Source organism: Kitasatospora sp. NPDC056783 (assembly GCF_042789895.1).
Lineage (GTDB): Bacteria > Actinomycetota > Actinomycetes > Streptomycetales > Streptomycetaceae > Kitasatospora.
This window is the reverse complement of record NZ_JBHUAF010000004.1, coordinates 65572-82523: the sequence shown is the minus strand read 5'-3', so window position 1 is coordinate 82523 and position 16952 is coordinate 65572. Positions and strand designations below refer to the sequence as shown.

Annotated in this window: 18 protein-coding genes and 1 rRNA gene; 6 read left to right on the top strand and 13 right to left on the bottom strand. The window is 72.0% G+C overall.

What is annotated here, in order from left to right:
• Positions 1-211 precede the first annotated feature (211 nt).
• The 4 genes from ACFRMQ_RS01930 to ACFRMQ_RS01915 form a co-directional block, all read right to left on the bottom strand.
• Complete coding sequence (locus ACFRMQ_RS01930) at positions 212-1090, bottom strand: LAETG motif-containing sortase-dependent surface protein (RefSeq protein WP_380725822.1); 879 nt, start codon at positions 1088-1090, stop codon at positions 212-214.
• 226 nt (positions 1091-1316) lie between these two features.
• Complete coding sequence (locus ACFRMQ_RS01925) at positions 1317-2813, bottom strand: sensor histidine kinase (RefSeq protein ID WP_380725820.1); 1497 nt, start codon at positions 2811-2813, stop codon at positions 1317-1319.
• A gap of 14 nt (positions 2814-2827) precedes the next feature.
• Positions 2828-3616: a response regulator transcription factor gene (locus ACFRMQ_RS01920; RefSeq protein ID WP_380725818.1), complete on the bottom strand. Its 789-nt coding sequence runs from the start codon at positions 3614-3616 to the stop codon at positions 2828-2830.
• A gap of 286 nt (positions 3617-3902) precedes the next feature.
• Entirely contained in the window at positions 3903-5606 is a 1704-nt protein-coding gene (locus tag ACFRMQ_RS01915; protein ID WP_380725816.1) for a proline--tRNA ligase, read from the bottom strand.
• A gap of 194 nt (positions 5607-5800) precedes the next feature.
• Here ACFRMQ_RS01915 and rrf point away from each other — a divergent pair.
• Positions 5801-5917 (top strand): 5S ribosomal RNA (rrf, locus tag ACFRMQ_RS01910).
• A 292-nt stretch (positions 5918-6209) separates the two neighbouring features.
• Positions 6210-6923 (top strand): IclR family transcriptional regulator, encoded by a 714-nt coding sequence (locus ACFRMQ_RS01905; RefSeq protein WP_030246527.1) that lies wholly within the window; start codon positions 6210-6212, stop codon positions 6921-6923.
• 77 nt (positions 6924-7000) lie between these two features.
• On the opposite strand, the gene aspS is transcribed toward ACFRMQ_RS01905, so the two are convergent.
• Positions 7001-8308, bottom strand: coding sequence for an aspartate--tRNA(Asn) ligase (gene aspS, locus ACFRMQ_RS01900; protein ID WP_380725814.1), 1308 nt, complete (start codon positions 8306-8308; stop codon positions 7001-7003).
• Positions 8309-8559: 251 nt separating this feature from the next.
• Between aspS and ACFRMQ_RS01895 the strand changes: the two genes are divergently transcribed.
• Positions 8560-9198: a nucleotidyltransferase domain-containing protein gene (locus ACFRMQ_RS01895; protein WP_380725812.1), complete on the top strand. Its 639-nt coding sequence runs from the start codon at positions 8560-8562 to the stop codon at positions 9196-9198.
• A gap of 48 nt (positions 9199-9246) precedes the next feature.
• Here the strand turns inward: ACFRMQ_RS01895 and ACFRMQ_RS01890 are convergent, their stop codons facing one another.
• A complete protein-coding gene (locus ACFRMQ_RS01890; RefSeq protein WP_380725810.1) occupies positions 9247-9804 on the bottom strand; it encodes a GNAT family N-acetyltransferase in 558 nt (185 codons plus the stop codon).
• Positions 9805-9863: 59 nt separating this feature from the next.
• Entirely contained in the window at positions 9864-10238 is a 375-nt protein-coding gene (locus ACFRMQ_RS01885; RefSeq protein WP_380725808.1) for a DoxX family protein, read from the bottom strand.
• A gap of 87 nt (positions 10239-10325) precedes the next feature.
• Between ACFRMQ_RS01885 and ACFRMQ_RS01880 the strand changes: the two genes are divergently transcribed.
• A complete protein-coding gene (locus tag ACFRMQ_RS01880; protein WP_380725806.1) occupies positions 10326-10811 on the top strand; it encodes a MarR family winged helix-turn-helix transcriptional regulator in 486 nt (161 codons plus the stop codon).
• A gap of 85 nt (positions 10812-10896) precedes the next feature.
• On the opposite strand, the gene ACFRMQ_RS01875 is transcribed toward ACFRMQ_RS01880, so the two are convergent.
• Together ACFRMQ_RS01875 and ACFRMQ_RS01870 are read right to left on the bottom strand one after the other, a co-directional pair.
• The gene (locus tag ACFRMQ_RS01875) at positions 10897-11094 is read right to left on the bottom strand and encodes a DUF397 domain-containing protein (protein ID WP_380725804.1); all 198 of its coding nucleotides are present in this window, start codon (positions 11092-11094) and stop codon (positions 10897-10899) included.
• A complete protein-coding gene (locus ACFRMQ_RS01870) occupies positions 11087-11953 on the bottom strand; it encodes a helix-turn-helix domain-containing protein (RefSeq protein ID WP_380725802.1) in 867 nt (288 codons plus the stop codon). Before ACFRMQ_RS01870 ends, ACFRMQ_RS01875 begins: the two co-directional genes overlap by 8 nt.
• A 200-nt stretch (positions 11954-12153) precedes the next feature.
• Here ACFRMQ_RS01870 and ACFRMQ_RS01865 point away from each other — a divergent pair, with 200 nt between their 5' ends.
• Together ACFRMQ_RS01865 and ACFRMQ_RS01860 are read left to right on the top strand one after the other, a co-directional pair.
• Entirely contained in the window at positions 12154-12327 is a 174-nt protein-coding gene (locus ACFRMQ_RS01865; protein ID WP_380725800.1) for a hypothetical protein, read from the top strand.
• Positions 12324-12575: a hypothetical protein gene (locus ACFRMQ_RS01860; RefSeq protein WP_380725798.1), complete on the top strand. Its 252-nt coding sequence runs from the start codon at positions 12324-12326 to the stop codon at positions 12573-12575. The genes ACFRMQ_RS01865 and ACFRMQ_RS01860 overlap by 4 nt, the downstream gene beginning before the upstream one ends.
• A gap of 73 nt (positions 12576-12648) precedes the next feature.
• On the opposite strand, the gene ACFRMQ_RS01855 is transcribed toward ACFRMQ_RS01860, so the two are convergent.
• The 4 genes from ACFRMQ_RS01855 to ACFRMQ_RS01840 are packed head-to-tail and all read right to left on the bottom strand — an operon-like array spanning position 12649 to position 16706.
• Positions 12649-13299 (bottom strand): DUF5666 domain-containing protein, encoded by a 651-nt coding sequence (locus tag ACFRMQ_RS01855; protein ID WP_380725796.1) that lies wholly within the window; start codon positions 13297-13299, stop codon positions 12649-12651.
• Positions 13300-13309: 10 nt separating this feature from the next.
• Positions 13310-14518, bottom strand: coding sequence for an ABC transporter permease (locus tag ACFRMQ_RS01850; RefSeq protein WP_380725794.1), 1209 nt, complete (start codon positions 14516-14518; stop codon positions 13310-13312).
• Entirely contained in the window at positions 14518-15321 is an 804-nt protein-coding gene (locus ACFRMQ_RS01845) for an ABC transporter ATP-binding protein (protein ID WP_380725792.1), read from the bottom strand. Before ACFRMQ_RS01845 ends, ACFRMQ_RS01850 begins: the two co-directional genes overlap by 1 nt.
• A gap of 8 nt (positions 15322-15329) precedes the next feature.
• A complete protein-coding gene (locus ACFRMQ_RS01840; protein WP_380725790.1) occupies positions 15330-16706 on the bottom strand; it encodes an efflux RND transporter periplasmic adaptor subunit in 1377 nt (458 codons plus the stop codon).
• Positions 16707-16952: the final 246 nt, after the last annotated feature.

The window sequence follows — 16952 nt, the reverse complement described above, 5'->3', positions numbered from 1 at the left end:
ACTGGTCGATATGGCGCCGGACGCACCAGGGACGAGCCCGCCACAGCCACTACCAGCGCAGACTCGCCACCTGATCACGAAGTGCGGCTGGAGTACTAGGGCGGCCACTCGGACGAGGAACCCTCGGGGCCGGGAACGACGGAACCGCAGGCGGGCCGGAGCGGCCTGTCCTGCGGTTCGGGGCTGATCAGGAGGTGGATCAGGCGGTGGGTCAGGCGGTGTTGCGGGCGGCCGGCTTGCGGCGCGAGACGTAGAGGGCGGCGGCGCCGAGGCTGATGGCCAGGCCGGAGCCCAGGGCGAGGTACGGGGTGGCCGGATTGGATCCGGTCTCGGCGAGTTCGGTGGCCGAGCCGGTGGTGGCCCGGGTGGTGTTCGTAGTGGTGGTGGTGGTTTTGGTGGTGACCGAGGCCGGGGTGACGGCGGCGGGCTTGTCGGCGGGCTTCCCGGCAGGCTGGTCGGCGGGCTTCTCGGCGGGCTTCTCGGCGGGCTTCTCGGCGGCCGCCGCCTTGGCGTCGGCGAGCGCCTTGTCCGCGGCGGCCTGGGCGGTGGCGGCGGCCTTGGTGGCCTTCTGCGCCCTGTCCAGCTTCCGGAACGCCTCGACCCGGGCGTCGTCCAGGGCCTTCCCCGCGGCGGTCACGGCGGCCTTGGCCTTCTCGTCCGCAGCGGTGGCAGCGTTGGCCGCGTCGAACGCCTTGAGCATCCGCTCCTTGACCTTGGGCCGGTCCTCGTCACTGGCGGAGGCGTACGCCGCGGCCGCCTCCTCGGCCTCCTTGGTGGCGGCCGCCTTGGCCGCGGCGGCCTTCACCGCGGCGGCCTTGGCCGCCTGGAGCTTGCCCAGGTAGGGCTGCGAGTCGTCGAGGAACGCGGTGACCTCGGCCTGCACCTTGGCCTCGTTGGCGACGGCGGCCTCGTACGCCTTGGCCGCGTCGGCGGCGGCGCGCTCCAGCTCGGCGATCGAGCCGCTCTCGTTCCGGCTCTGCGCCGCCTTCGGAGCCGACTCCGCGAAGGCGGGCGCCGCGGAGAACACGGCGGCGGGCGAGACGACGGCGGCGACGAGAACGGCCGAAACCAGTGAACGGCGGAGATTCACGATGACCCCTTTCGGGTCGGAAAGAATGCGAGAGCCGTGGCCCCGAATGTTTCCGGCGGCCAGGCACGGAGCCGATCATAGGCATACGCATTCTTGACGCTCCATTCCGGTTCCCGGCAAAGATCGCGCACGCAACCTTCCTGGTCCGCCTGCGAATTGACGAGTCGACAAAGCGCCGGAAGAGAACGCTCCGAACACCCGGATTCCCGGAATCCGGACGAACCGGTCAGCGCTGGCGCGGGAGCTCGACGCGGAAGGTGGCGCCCTCGCCGGGGGCGGTGTGGAGGGTGAGGGTGCCGCCGTGGGCGCGGGTGAGGGCGGTGGCGATGGCCAGGCCGAGGCCGGCGCCGCCGCCGTTGTCGCGGCTGCGGGAGGCGTCGACCCGGAAGAAGCGGTCGAAGACCCGCTGGGCCTGCTCCTCGGTGAGGCCCGGGCCGGAGTCGGCGACCTCCAGCCGGCAGACGCCGCCGGGGCCGGGGCCCACCCCGATCCGGACCGGGGTGCCGGACGGGGTGTGCTTGACCGCGTTGCCGACCAGGTTGGTGACCACCTGCCGCAGCCGCGCCTCGTCGCCGACGACGGGCGCCGCGCCGGGCGCGCCGGTGCCGGAGGGGCCGGTGAGCGAGACCGGGCGGCTCGGGTCGAGGGCGGTGAGGTCGTGCAGCGCGTCGGCGGCGAGGGTGCGCAGGTCCATCGGGGCGAGGTCGAGCGGGCGTTCCTCGTCGAGCCGGGCGAGCACCAGGAGGTCCTCGACCAGGGCGCCCATCCGGTCGGCCTCGCTCTCGATCCGGGTCATGGTCCGCTTGACGTCCGCCTCGGTGGGCAGCGCGCCCATCCGGTACAGCTCGGCGAAGCCGCGGATGCCGGCCAGCGGGGTGCGCAGTTCGTGCGAGGCGTCGGCGACGAAGCGCCGCATCCGGGCCTCGGACTCGGCGCTGGCCGCGAAGGCCGCCTCGATCTGGGTGAGCATCCCGTTGAGCGCGACCGACAGCCGGCCGACCTCGGTGCCCGGGGAGAGCTCCGGCATCCGGTGCGACAGCTCGCCGGCCGCGATCCGTTCGGCGCCCTCCTCGATCCGGCGCAGCGGCCGCAGTCCGGCCCGGACGGCGAAGAAGCCGAGCCCGGCGATCAGGAGCAGCACGCCGCCGCCGATGGCCAGGAAGGAGGTGCTCAGCTTGCCGAGGGTGGCGTCGATGTCCTCCCGGGAGACGGCGACCATGACGTAGGTCGGGGTGACGGCCGGGGCGGCGTACGCGCTGGAGCCGGCGGCCTGGCCGCGGGGCGGCTGGAGCGGCAGCACCAGCACCCGCCAGCTGTGGTGACCGCGTTGGTCGGGCAGGTCGAAGGGGACGTCGGGGGCGGTGCTGGTCGGGTCCAGTCCGGCCAGCTGGGGCGCCGGGTCGCTGTCCGAGACCGGCTGGCGCATCGACGCCTGGACCTTGCCGTCCGAGGAGAGGTACTGCACCAGGTACTGGCTGGGCAGGCTGACCTTCCGGCCGGCGGCGGGCCGGCCGGCGGCGGGGGCGGTCAGCTGGCTCGGGGGCTTGCGGGAGAGCGGCAGCCCGTACCGCTGGAGCTGCTCGTCCAGCTGCTGCACCAGCTGGTTGCGGACGGTGCCGAGCACGAAGGTGTCGCTGACCACGAGCCCGGTGGTGACCAGGACGAGCGCGAGCACCAGCAGCCGGGCGCGCAGCGACAGCCGGGAGGAGAACCGGGCGAACACGGGTCCTGGTCCGGTCAGCCCTGCGGGGGGCGGCGCAGCGCGTAGCCGATGCCGCGCACGGTGTGGATCAGCTTGGGGCCGTGCGCCGGGCCGGAGTCGAGCTTGCGGCGCAGGTAGGAGATGTACGACTCGACGATGGAGAGGTCCCCGCCGAAGTCGTAGGCCCAGACGTGGTCGAGGATCTGCGACTTGGAGACCACCCGGCCGACGTTGGCCATCAGGTAGTGCAGCAGCTTGAACTCGGTCGGGGAGAGCGAGACCAGGGTGCCGCCCCGGGTGACCTCGTGGGCGACCGGGTCGAGGCTGAGGTCGGCGACGACCAGCCGGCCGTCCTCGGCGGGGCCGCCGGCCCGGCGCAGGATGGCGCGGATCCGGGCGATCAGCTCTTCGAGGCTGAACGGCTTGGTGACGTAGTCGTCCGCGCCGGCCGCCAGGCCCTGCACCTTGTCGCCGACGCCGTCCTTGGCGGTGAGGAAGAGCACCGGCAGGTGGTCGCCGGGGTGCCCGTGCGCCGGTCCGGCTATCTGTCCGCGGCTGGTGCGCTCGCGCAGCTTCTCGACGACGGTGAAGCCGTCGAGGTCGGGGAGCATCACGTCGAGCACGACCAGGTCGGGGCGCTCGGCGGCGACCAGTTCGAGCGCCTCGGTGCCGCTGGCGGCGGAGGCGACGCGGAAGCCGGAGAAGCGCAGCGAGGCGGAGAGCAGTTCGCGGATGTTGGGTTCGTCGTCCACGACGAGCAGGAACGCTTCGCCCTGGCCCCCGGCCACCGTGGAGCCGCCTGGTGTGGTGACAGTGCCTTGCACGGGGCTTTCGCCTCCTGGTCGGACGATGACGTTCAGCATGAGGCTAGCCCCCGGAGGCTACGCGACATGGATGAATGTTGGATTAACACCTTATCGGTCGGTTTTGGGGCGACCGGCGGGCTGGGGTGGGCTCGATGGTGTGCGCACGGGCGTGAACACGACGGACGGGGAGCGTGCTCGACGTGACGTGCCGCACTCGCGCCTCACGCGCCTGGTTTCACGTATGGTTTCACGCCACCCGGGCCGGAGGCGATCCCCCGCCGTGGCCGCGGAACGCCCCGGCGGGTCAGCCCCCGGCCGTCAGCAGCTCGCGGACGTGGTCCACCGCCTCGCCCACGGGCACCGTCCGGGTCTCGCCGGTGGCCCGGACGGTGACCTCCACCGTGCCCTCGGCCAGCCCTCGGGCGCCGACGGTGATCCGGAAGGGGACGCCGATCAGCTCGACGTCGCGGAACTTCACCCCGGGCCGCTCGTCCCGGTCGTCCAGCAGCGCGTCGACCCGCTCCCCGCGCAACTGCCGGTAGAGCGCCTCGGCGGCCTCCCGCACCCGCTCGTCGCCACCGAGGACGACGACCGCCGCCTCGAACGGGGCGACGGCGGACGGCCAGACGATGCCCTTGTCGTCGTGGTGCGCCTCCACGATCGCCGCCAGCACCCGCTCCACGCCGATCCCGTAGCTGCCCATGACCGGGACGACCCGCTCGCCGTCCGGGCCGAGCACCGAGACGCCCAGGCGCTCGGTGTACGTGCGGCCCAGCTTGAAGATGTGGCCGACCTCGATGGTGACCACCACCTCCAGCGGCGTGCCGCACTCCGGGCAGGCCTCGCCTGCCGCGACCTCGCGCAGGTCGGCCCACCGCCGCACCGCGAGGTCCCGCTCGACGGACACCCCGCGCAGGTGCACGCCGTCGGTGTTGGCTCCGGTGGTCAGGTCCGTCCGGCCGCGCAGCGCCTCGTCCGCGAGGACCGGCAGCCCGGTGACGCCGACCGCGCCCAGGCTGCCCGGGGAGGCGCCGAGCGCCGCCCTGATCTCCTCGGCGGTCGCCGGCCGTACGGCGGTGGCGGCCAGGGTGTCGACGAGCTTCTGCTCGACCAGACCGTGGTCGCCGCGCAGCAGGACCAGGGTCAGCTCCTCGTCGACCACGTACACCAGCGTCTTGACCTGTCGCTCGGCCGGTACGCCGTGCAGCCGGGCCAGTTCGTCGATGGTGCGCGCCTCGGGGGTGTCGAACCGCTCCGGAGCGTCCGGGCCCGGGCCGTCGGCCACGGCGGGCAGCGCGGACGTCGCCTTCTCGGTGTTCGCCGCGTAGCCGCAGCCCGGACAGCGGACCACCAGGTCCTCGCCCGCCGCCGACGGGCTCATGAACTCCACCGAGGCGCTGCCGCCCATGCTGCCGCTGGACGCCCGCACGGCGATCACGGGCAGCCCGAGCCGGGCGAAGATCCGCTCGTAGGCCGCTCGGTGCAGGTCGAAGGAACGGTCGAGCCCGGCCTGGTCGACGTCGAAGCTGTACGAGTCCTTCATGGTGAACTCGCGCACCCGCAGCAGGCCGCTCTTCGGACGGGCCTCGTCCCGGAACTTGGTCTGGAACTGGAACCAGCGCTGCGGCAGGTCCCGGTAGGACCGCAGTTCCTGCGACAGGACGGTGAAGATCTCCTCGTGCGTCATGCCGAGCGCCAGGTCCGCGCCCTTGCGGTCGCTGAGCCGGAACATCTCCTCGCCCATCGCCTCCCAGCGGCCGCTGCGCCGCCAGATCTCCGCCGGGTGCAGTGCGGGCAGCACGAACTCCTGAGCGCCGATCGCGGTCATCTCCTCGCGGATGACGTCCATGATCCGGGCGCGGACGCGGACGGCCAGCGGCAGCAGGGAGTAGTGGCCGGCCATGAGCTGCCGGACGTACCCTCCCCGCACCAGCAGGCGGTGGCTCACCGCGTCGGCGTCCGCCGGGTCCTCCCGGAGGGTGGGCACGTACAGCTGGGACCAGCGCATGGAACCGGACACCGTCCTCTCGGGAGCAACCGTGGAACCGTCGCACCGGCACGCGCGCCGGCACCGCGACGGGGCCCGCAGCCTAGCGCGGGGGCCCGGCCGAATGCCTCCGGTTTTTCCTCCCGTTTTTGCTCCTGCTATGATTTACGACGAGGCGAAGGCAATGCTTTCGAGCAATTGCCCGGCCCGATCATTTCGGTGGTCATAGCGAGAGGGAAACGCCCGGCTCCATTCCGAACCCGGAAGCTAAGCCTTTCAGCGCCGATGGTACTGCAGGGGGGACCCTGTGGGAGAGTAGGACGCCGCCGAATTCTTCTTACGGCCCCTGCCGTGTCCGACAGTGACACGGCAGGGGCTTTTTCGTTTCCCGGCACCATTTCCGGCACCGCTCGCGGCACCATTCCCGACACCCGTTCGCGACACCGTTTCGGCTTTCCCGCCGGCCCTCGCCGTTTTCCGCTTCCCTCCGGCCGCGGCACGCCCTCCGGCACGTCCAGCAGATGAGACGACAAGTCCCGGAAGAGGCGCTTTGCGGGCATCTGAGAGGATGGCGGACACCGAAACCGACTTGCGTCTCGCCAACTGAGACTGCAATATCATGCTATGGACAACACTAGCGGCGTCGGCGTTCTCGACAAGGCCGCTCTGGTGCTCAGCGCACTGGAGTCGGGCCCCGCCACACTGGCGGGGCTGGTCGCCGCCACCGGTCTGGCGCGGCCCACCGCCCACCGACTCGCCGTCGCACTCGAACACCACCGTCTGGTCACCCGCGACATGCAGGGCCGCTTCATCCTCGGCCCGCGCCTGTCCGAACTCTCCGCCGCAGCCGGCGAGGACCGACTGCTCGCCACCGCGGGCCCCGTCCTCACCCATCTGCGGGACGTCACCGGCGAGAGCGCACAGCTCTACCGCCGGCAGGGCGAGATGCGCATCTGCGTCGCCGCGGCCGAACGACTCTCCGGCCTGCGCGACACCGTCCCCGTCGGCAGCACCCTGCCCATGAAGGCCGGCTCCGCCGCCCAGGTCCTGCTGGCCTGGGAAGAGCCCGAGCGCCTCCACCGAGGCCTCCAGGGCGCCCGTTTCACCGCCACCGCCCTCAGCGGCGTCCGCCGCCGCGGCTGGGCCCAGTCCATCGGCGAGCGGGAGCCGGGCGTCGCGTCCGTCTCCGCCCCCGTGCGCGGGCCCTCCAACCGCGTGGTGGCCGCCGTCTCCGTCTCCGGCCCCATCGAACGGCTCACCCGCCACCCGGGCCGCCTGCACGCCCAGGCCATCATCGAGGCCGCCAACCGGCTCACCGAGGCGCTCCGCCGCAGCTGACGGAACGTCACGGAAGAGGGCCGTGCCCGAGGAACGGATCTCCTCGGGCACGGCCCTTCCGCGTCTTCCGTCCCGTTCTACGGTTCGAGGCGGTGCGGCCCCCGGAAGAGGAAGGTCGCCTCGCGGATCGAGGAAAGGCCGAGGGCGAGCATCAGCAGCCGGCCGAGCCCCAGACCGAGACCGCCGTGCGGCGGGGTGCCGTAGCGGAAACAGTCGAGGTACCCGGACAGCGGCCCGGTGTCCATGCCCTTCTCCCGGGCCTGGGCGACGAGTCGGTCGTACCGGTGCTCGCGTTGGGCGCCGGTGGTGATCTCCACGCCCTTCCACAACAGGTCGAAGGACTCGGTGACGGTCGGGTCGTCCTCGGGCCGCAGGTGGTAGAACGGCCGCACGGCGGCCGGGAAGCGGGTGACGAAGACGAACTCGTGCCCGGTCTCCTCGGCGATCAGCCCACTCAGCGCCCGCTCGCCCTCCGGGTCCAGGTCGTCCCTGACGCCCTCCGGGTCCCAGCCGGTGGCACGCAGCCTGGCCAGCGCGTCGGCCATCGTGATCCGCGGGAACGGCAGCTCCGGGACGACGACCCGGGTACCGAGGTGCTCGGCGATCGCCGTACCGTGCCGCGCGTCCACGGCGGCCAGGACGCGACGCAGCATCCGCTCCTCGAAGGCCATCACGTCCTCGACCCCGTCGATCCAGGCGATCTCGGCGTCGACCCCGGTGAACTCGGTGGCGTGCCGGGAGGTGAACGACGGCTCGGCCCGGAACACCGGCCCGATCTCGAAGACCCGGTCGATGCCGCCCGCGATGGCCATCTGCTTGTAGAACTGCGGGGATTGGGCCAGATAGGCGGTACGGCCGAAGTAGCCGACCTCGAACACCTCGGCGCCCGACTCGGAGGCCGTGCCCATCAGCTTCGGCGTGTGCAGCTCGGTGAAGCCCTCCTCGGCCGCCACCTCGCGCATCGCCCGCTCGACGGTGGTCTGGACCTCGAAGACCAGGTGCTGGGAGGGGCGCCGGATGTCGAGGAACCGCCAGTCCAGCCGCTGGTCGATGCCGGTCCTCTCGTCGATCGGCAGCCTCGGCTCGGCCGGCGAGACGACCTCCACCCGGGACGGGACGATCTCCAGCCCCCCGAGCTTGACCTGCGGGCTTGCGACCACCCGGCCGGTGATCTTCACGGCGGACTCGACCGTCACGCCGTCGAAGGCGGCCTCGATGGCGTCGCCCTCCCCGCCGCGCGGATGGGTGACCTGCACCAGACCGGTGTGGTCCCGGATCAGGACGAACTGGATGCGCCGCTGGAGGCGAAGCGTGTTCACCCAGCCGAAGACGGTGACCGTCTCGCCGAGGCGCGCATGGAGTTCTGAGACAAGGGTCCGCGTCATGGCGGCGACTCCCCGGGGTGCGGACGCGTTGGTCGCGCCACGTCGACGGGCGGTAGACGGCCGCCCTGGGCGTGATCACCGTAAGGGATCAAGATCCCTCGCGTCGCCCCGTTTTCCGCCCGCGTGCCCGCATGTCTCGGAGCGGTCGGCCTGTACGCCGGGTCCGGTCTCCCGGGCCGGCCGGGTGCCGCCGCCGGGTGCCCGGAACCGGCCCCTTGGGGTTCGGCTCGGGCGGCACGTACCTTGTCGGGATGACCGAGTACCTGCCGCCCGGCGGCGTCGTGTTCGAGGCGGACGAGCTGGAAGCCCGGTGGGCGGGGGCGTGGCGGCCGGAGCGGGTCGCGGAGCGGCTGGCCGGGGTGACCACGACCTGGTGCGTGGCGGCCGGGTGGGCGCTCGATCTGTTCCTCGGGCGGCAGTCTCGGGCGCACGGTGACCTGGAGATCGCGGTGCCCGCGGCGGGGTTCCCGGAGATCCGGGACCGCTTCCCCGAGTACGAGTTCGACGCGGTCGGTTCGGGGCGGGTCTGGCCGGCGCCGGGCCCCGAGGCCCTGGCGGCCACCCACCAGACCTGGATGCGGGACCGGGCGAGCGGCCGGTTCCTGCTCGACGTCTTCCGCGAGCCGCACGACGGCGGGACCTGGATCTGCCGGCGGGACGAGTCGCTGCGGCTGCCGTACCAGGCGATCACCGAGCGGACGGCTGAAGGAATCCCCTACCTGGCACCGGAGTTGGTGCTGCTGTTCAAGGCGAAGGAGGCACGGCCCAAGGACCGGGACGATTTCGCCAACGCGCTGCCGCTGCTGGGGAGTTCGAGGCGGGCCGCCCTTCGCGGGTGGCTGGAGCGCATCCACCCCGGCCACCCGTGGTCGGCCGAGCTGGCCGAATAGCCGCGGCCCCGCGCGGGAAGTCGGGCGGGGCCGGCCTCCCGCGCTCGGTCACCGCTCCCAGGTCGTCTTGAGCAGCTCGTACTCGACTTCGCCGTGCTCCGACCCCGGGATCGGGTCCGGCCAGTCCCCGACGTAGCTCCGGAGGAAGGACAGCCCCGACTTCTCCATCACGCGCCGGGATCGCGTGTTCACCGCCATGGTGTTCGCGGTGACCCGCTCGACGCCGAGGTCGGTGAACCCCCTGTCGATCAGGGCCCTTGAGCCTTCCGTGGCATAGCCCTTGCCCCAGGCCGCCCGGTTCAGCCGGTAGCCGAGTTCGACCACGGTGGGGTCGTGGTCGTCGAGCGGGCGGAGTTCGAACCAGCCCAGGAAGGTGCCGGTGGCCTTCTCCTCGGCCGCCCAGAAGCCCCGGGTGCCCGAGCAGGGGTGGTCGTGGAGGAGCCGGGGCAGGGTCGAGGTCAGGATGGCGTCGCGGTCGGCCGGCTCGCCGCCGTTGATGAAGCGCATGACCTCGGGGTCGTCGTCCAGCGCGAACAGGTCGTCGGCGTCGGCCGTGGTGAAGGGACGGAGGACGAGGCGCTCGGTCTCCAGGAAGGGGTGCGTCACCCGGTGATCCCTATCAGGCCGCGCCGAACCCCGTCATGTCCCTTTCGGAGGTCGCGGCCTCAGAACGAGTAGGGCCCGAACCGGCCCCAGGCCACCACGACGGACAGCACCAGCAGGAGGGTGTTCGGCACGATGCTCTTGGTCTCGCCCCGGCGGCCGTGGACGATCAGCGCGCCCACCATGGTCAGGGCGAGCCCGGTGGCGGCGACGGGGACCAGGCCGGCGGCGATGTTCACGGCGGCGGGCAGCACGAGTCCGATCGCGCCGAGGACCTCGACCAGCCCGATTCCCTTGATCGCGGCGGGCGAGAAGTCCTCCGCCCAGGGGCCCGTCGTGGCGATCACCTTCTCCTTGGACTGGAGCGCTTTTCCGGCGCCCGCGGCGAGGAACAGGGCGGCCAGCAGGCCGGCGACGACCCAGAGGAAAGTGTTCACGGGGATCCGATCGAAGCAGGATGAGTTGAAGCTTCAACCTAAGAGGGCATGACTTGAACCGTCAAGTCATGCGTTAGGGTCATCGGCATGGACAACGGTGAGCCCCGCTGGCTGGACGAATCCGAGCTGGACGCCTGGAAGGCCTTCAGCGCGCTGCTCATCAAGCTGCCGGGCGCTCTCAACGCCCAGCTCCAGCAGGACGCGGGCCTGACCAACTTCGAGTACCTCGTGCTGGCCGGCCTCTCCGAGGCGCCGGAGCGCACGATGCGGATGAGCATGCTCGCCGTCCTCGCCAACGGCTCGCTGTCCCGGCTGTCCCACGTGGTCACCCGCCTGGAGAAGCGCGGCTACCTGCGCCGCGAACCCTGCCCGGACGACGGCCGCTACACCAACGCCGTCCTCACCGAGGACGGGCACCGTCAGGTGGTCGAGGCCGCTCCCGGCCACGTGAACAACGTGCGGTCACTCGTCGTGGACGTCCTGGAGCCGGAACAGCTCCGGCAGTTGGGCGAGATCTCCGCGCGGCTCCTGCACGCGATGGACCCGGACTTCCCCTGCCCGGACACCCGCTGACCCGAGAACCGACGGGACGGCGGCCCCCCGCGAGAGGCGAGGGGCCGCCGGAACGGCTCGCCAGGCCCTGCCCGGCGAGACCGGCCTAGGCCGTGGTCAGGTGGTCGAAGTCGCCGGCCTTCGCGCCCTGGAGAAGGGCGGTGAAGGTCGGGGCGGTCGTGCGGACGATGACGTCGCCCTCGTCGGACTCGCGGAATTCGATCACACCGCCGGCCGCGCGCACCTCGACGCATTCGGAGTTCGCAGCCGAGTAACTTGACTTCTGCCAGGCTGAGTTACGCATTTTTGCTTTCCATATCGTTCTTGATGGACTGGATGAACTCCCGAGACCCATCCTCCGAAAGAGCCGCCGAACCGATCCGTTCGAGCAGGGAACGGAACTGGGCGAGATGAGCGGGCGCGTCGAAGAGCACGCTGTCGAGACCTGAATCCGTCTGCGCCGTGTCGAGCTCGGGAAGAGGGCCTTCCACGTACGTGAAGTTCTCGTGGTTGACCGGGAGCGTGTCCGTGTCGAACAGCACGACCCTGATCGAGATGGCCGACCGCTCGGAATCCCGGAGGAGGCTGCCGAGTTGCTCGGCCTGGACTCCGGGCCCACTGAACTGCATGCGCAGCGCCGCCTCATGGATGTACGCCGAGTACGGGGTCTCGCCGGAGCGGACCACGTGCTGTCGCCGCAGACGGAAGGCGGCCCTCAGATCGACCTCGTGCCGCGGGAGTTGCGGGTAGCCCCGGGCGAAGACCGCGGAGGCGTAGGCAGCCGTCTGGAGCAGCCCGGGAATGAAGGCCATGGTGTAGGTCGAGAGCCCGTGGGCATGAGCCTCGATCTCGGCCATCTCCAGGAAATGCTGGGAGAGGCGCCCGCGGTACTCCTCCCACCAGCCGCCCTTGTCGCGGTCCGTGATGATGTCCGCCAACGCGTCGATCAGGGGTTCGTTGACGCACATGCACAACGCGGCGATCGTGCGCAGGCGTTCGACGCTGATGCCGGTCCTGCCGCTCTCCATCTGGGTCACGTGGGCGGGATTGATGCCCAGCGCGCGGGCGAGCCGGCTGCCGCCGAGACCGGCCTGCTCCCGCATCCTGCGCAGCTCGGCGCCCAACCTCAGCTGACGAAGGGTCGGGTTCGATCGAAGTGCCATTGAGCCAGTCTGCCTCGGGGTGACAGCCACGTCCGGGTGAACTTTCCGCACCTCGCCACAAATCTGTGGCGGCTCGCGTTATCGTCATTTCCGGATTGATCCGACGGATCGTCAGTGATTGTCAGTATCTCATGAATTCAGGTCATCAGGAGCCTGTCGCCCCCCTCCCCACTTCACCCCACAGCCTCCCGGAGGTTCCCGTGCGCACCCGCGACATCCCCTCGATCGCCCTCCCGCGCCAGTCCCTCCGGGACGCCCCGACCCACGCGGAGCGGGACTCCGAGACCGTCGTCGACGCCGAACCCGCCCGTGGCGAATCGATCGTCAACGCCTGGGGCAAGACGGTCCGGTACGAGCTGGACCGCCCCGCGTGAGCCGCGAGCCCATCTCGCCCGACGACCCCCGGATGCGGGACTACACCTCCTCGCACCTCACCGCCCTGCTCGGCGAACTGCACCGGCGCGGCCTCCGGTACGGGCTCCTCTGGGACTCCGCCGCCGCCGGTGGGGCCGACCGCGACGGCCGCCTCCTGGTCGACTTCGGCAACGCGCCCGTCAGCACCCTCGTCAACCTCCTCCACCTGCTCCGGGACCTGGACCGGGAAGCGGTGTGGAACCAGTGAGCCGAGCACGCGCGAAGGCCCTCGCCGCCCGACTACAGGGGCGAGGGCCTCACGGTCGTCCGTCGGCTCCGGGTCAGCCGCCGGACGGGTTCCTGGGGGCTCCGGCACCGGGCCCGGCACCGAACCCGGCGCCGCCCTCGACCAATTGACTGGCGGCGTAGCCACCGTCGGCGTCCGGGGTGCCGACGACGGTCACGCTCTGGCCGGGCTGGAGGTCCGCGACCTTGCCCTCCTTGTTGAGCTGGACCTTCGTCGCGTCGCCGGTGGTGACCTTGATGGTGTTGCCGTTGGAGTCGGTCAGGTAGACGGTGTTGCCGTCGACGGCCTTGACCGTGCCCCGGGCGAAGCCGCCCTGGCCCTGCGCCTGTCCCGGTGCCTGGCCCTGCGCCTGGCCCTGGCCACCACGCCGGGAGCCGCCCTGCCCGAAGCCACCCTGACCGGAGCCGCTCTGCCCGTAACCCCCCGCCGCGGCGGCCGGCCGGGTTGCGGAAGAGGACTTCCCGCCACCCGACGGCGTCCCCTGGTTCCGCTGGAACCAGGCCCCGCCCGCGAACGCCCCCGTGGCGATCACGCCGCCCGCCAGCACCAGGCTGAGCCAGGGCAGCTTCCGCCGTGGCGGCGCGGCCAGTTCGGCGCTCACGTCGCGCCCGTCCGGCGGGGTCGCGAGGAGGGCGAGCTGTTCGGCCGGGGTGCCGGCCTCGACCGTGGCGATCTCTTGGCTCATCTGTGGAGTCCTACTCGTGCCGGAGGGCGTCGATCGGCCGCAGCGAGGCGGCCCGGTTGGCGGGGTAGCTGCCGAAGAACAGCCCGATGGCGACGGCGATGGCGAAGGCGCCGAGCACCGATTCGGGGATCACCACCGGCTTGATGCCGACGATGCTGACGTGCGAGCCGGCGATCCCGGCCGCGACTCCCAGCCCGGCGCCGATCACCGACAGCAGCGTCGACTCGGTGAGGAACTGCCCGAGGATGACGGCGCGCGGTGCGCCGAGCGCCTTGCGGATGCCGATCTCGCGGGTCCGCTCGGTGACCGTCACCAGCATGATGTTGGTGATCCCGATCCCGCCGACCAGCAGCGAGATCGCCGCCACCGCGCCGAGCAGCACGGTGAAGGTCTTCGTCGTGCTCTCCCTCGCCGTGAGCAGCGAGGACTGGCTGGTGATCCGGAAGTCCGCCTTGGCCGGGTCGGCGATCGCGTGGGTGCCGAGCAGGACGCGGGTGATCTCGGACTGGGCCTGGGTGGTGGTGTCCGCCGACGAGGCCTGGACCAGGATCTGGTTGACCGAGCCGAAGCCGGTGAAGGCGTTCTGCACCGTCGGCAGCGGGGCGATCACCACGTCGTCCGGGTCTGTGAAGCCGCTGCCGCCCTTGGCCTGGAGCACCCCGACCACGGTGAACGGCGTGCCGCCCAGGACGATCGGCTTGCCGACCGGGTCCTCGCCGTCGAACAGCTGCTTGGCCGTCGTCGCGCCGAGCACCGCGACCTTGCGCGAGGCGAGCACGTCGTCGTCGGTGAAGTACTCGCCGTGCGCGACCTTCTGGTTGGCGGTCTCGAAGTACGAGGGGTACGTGCCGACGACCGAGCCCGGACTGTACGAGATGTTCCCGTACAGCGCCGTGCCGCTGGTGGTGACCACCGGGGCGACCGACTTGATCGCGGCCGAGTCCGAATCGCTCGCCAGTGCCTTGGCGTCGGCCACCGTGAGCTTCTTCACCGAGGAGGTGGCGCGGGAGCCGCCGTTCGCCGAACCGGAGCTGACCGTCAGCGAGTTGGTGCCGAGCGAGGTGATCGATTCCTTGACCGCGACCGACGAGCCGTTGCCGACCGCCAGCAGCAGGATCACCGAGGCCACGCCGATCAGCACGCCGAGCATGGTGAGCGCCGAGCGCACCTTGTTGGCGGCCAGGCCGCCGACCGCGAAGCGGAGCGTCTGCCAGAGCATCACGCCGGCACCCCCGCCCCGTGGAGGAAGGGCGGCGGGCCCTCGACCGGCGCCTGCCGGAGGTCTCCCACGATCTGCCCGTCGACCAGGCGCAGCACCCGCTTGGCGTGCCGGGCGACCTCGTCCTCGTGGGTGATGAGCACGACCGTGCGGCCGGTGGCGTTGAGCCCGTCGATCAGGGCGAGCACCTCCTCCGTCGAGCGGCTGTCGAGGTTGCCGGTCGGCTCGTCGGCGAGCAGCATCGCGGGCGCCGTGACCAGTGCCCGGGCGACCGCCACGCGCTGTTGCTGGCCGCCGGAGAGCTCATTGGGCTTGTGGCCGGACCGTTCGCCCAGCCCGACGAGCGACAGCGCGGCCATCGCCCGGCGGCGCCGTTCGGCGGTCCGGACGCCCGCGTAGGCGAGCGGCAGCTCGACCTGGGCGAGGGCGGTGGTGCGGGGCACCAGGTTGAAGGACTGGAAGACGAAGCCGATCTTGCGGTTGCGCACCAGTGCGAGCTGCTGCTCGTCGAGGTGGCCGACGTCGGTGCCGTCCAGCAGGTAGCGGCCGGAGGTCGGGACGTCCAGGCAGCCGAGGATGTTCATCAGGGTGGACTTGCCGGAGCCGGAGCTGCCCATCACGGCGACGTAGTCGCCCTGTTCGATGTCCAGGCTGACGCCCTGCGGCTCACCGCCGTGCGGGTCCGACGGACCGCGCAGGGCGTGCACGGTGGCGTCGCCGTGCCCGTAGGACTTGGTGAGCCGGCGGATCCGGATCACCGGGACGGGATGCGCCGGGACGCGGTTGTCGATGACGTGACGCATGACCGCTCTCAGCCCCTGCCGCCCCGGCCGGCCCCGCCGGTGCCGCCACCACCGTTGCCCCCACCGCCGGTGCCGGCGCCCGGGAAGACGCCCGCGCCCCCGCCCGCGCCCCCACCGCCCCGGCCGAGGCCCGGGAAGGAGGCGTTCGGGAAGCCGTTCCCCCCGCTGGTGGTGGGGAGTTCGACCTTGTCGCCCTCCTTCAGCCCGGAGACCACCTGCACCGTGCTGTCGCCCTCGACGCCGACGCCGACGGTGACCCGCTCGGAGGCGCCGTCCGGCCGCACCAGCGTCGCGGTGCGGCTCGCACCGGTGCCGGAGAGCGCGGAGGTGGGCAGCGAGAGCGCGCTGTCGGCCTCGCCGGTGATCACCTGGACGGTGGCGCTGAGGCCGGTGCGCAGCGCGCCGGTGTCGCCGCTCAGTTGCAGCGTGGCCGCGTACTGGACGGCGGCGGAGCCCGCGCTGCCGCCGGAGCCGGTGCCGCTGGGAAGCGAACTGACCGACAGCACGGTCGCGTTGAGCTTGGTGTCGGACTGGGCGTTCAGGGTGACGGTGGCCGCCTCGCCCTTCTTCAGCTTGAGCGAGTCGAGTTCGGAGAAGTTCGCGGTGACCTGCATCCCGGTCGGGTTGGTGAGCACGAGGAAGCCGCTCGGGGCGGACGTCGAACTCGCGGCGGTGCCGGCCGACTTGGTGGACGAGGAGGAAGCGGCGGTCGCCCCGACGGTGTCGCCGACCTTGCCGGCGATCGAGGCGACGGTGCCGTCCACCGAGGCGGTCAGGGTGGTCCCGGCCAGCGCCGTCCGGGCGTTGGCGAGATTGGTCTGCGCGGTGCTGACCTGCTGCTGGGCCTGGGCCACGGCCGCGTCGTCGATCTTGGTGGTGGTGACGGTGGTGGTCTGCGGGGCGGGCGTACTGCTCCCGCCCGCCCCGCGACCGCCACCGCTGCCGGCGGCGGTGGCGGTCGCCCCCGGCAGCGGTTCGGTGGTCGTGGTGGTGACCCCGGCCTGGGCCTTGGTGAGGTTGGCCTGGGCCGCGGTGAGGGCCGCCTGGGCCGCGTCCACCTGCTGTTGGGCCGCCGTGGTGTCGACGGTGGCGAGCACCTGGCCCTTCTTCACGGCGTCCCCGACCGCGACCTTGACCTCGGTGAGCCGGCCGCCGGTGGTGAAGTCCTGGGCCGCGTCGGTCGGTGAGACCAGGGTGCCGGTTCCGGACACGGTGGCCAGGACCGTGCCCTTGGAGACCGTCGCGGTACGGGCCGCGGGTTTGGCGGAAGCGGGGCCGGAACTGCCGCTGACCGTGGCGTACACCAGGGCGGCGCCGCCCAGCAGGGCCACGCCGAGCGCGGAGTTGACGAGGACGGCGCCTCGCCGCCGTGGGAGCACCTTCATGCCGGACAGCTTCCCTGGGAGCTCTTGCGTGGCCCTGGGCGCGGGCTGGGAGAATACTGACCGGCCGAATACGGGCATTCCGGACGGATGGCACACCCTCCGTCGGCGCCTTGGCCGCTTCGTGGCGCTTCGTTGGCCGAACTCCCAGCGGGCTCCCAGCGATCCCCAGCCATCCGGGAGGACGCCCGGGCGTCCCCGAGGGCGCCCGGTGGGGCCCCTGGGGACTCCCGGCGGGCCCGGGGACTC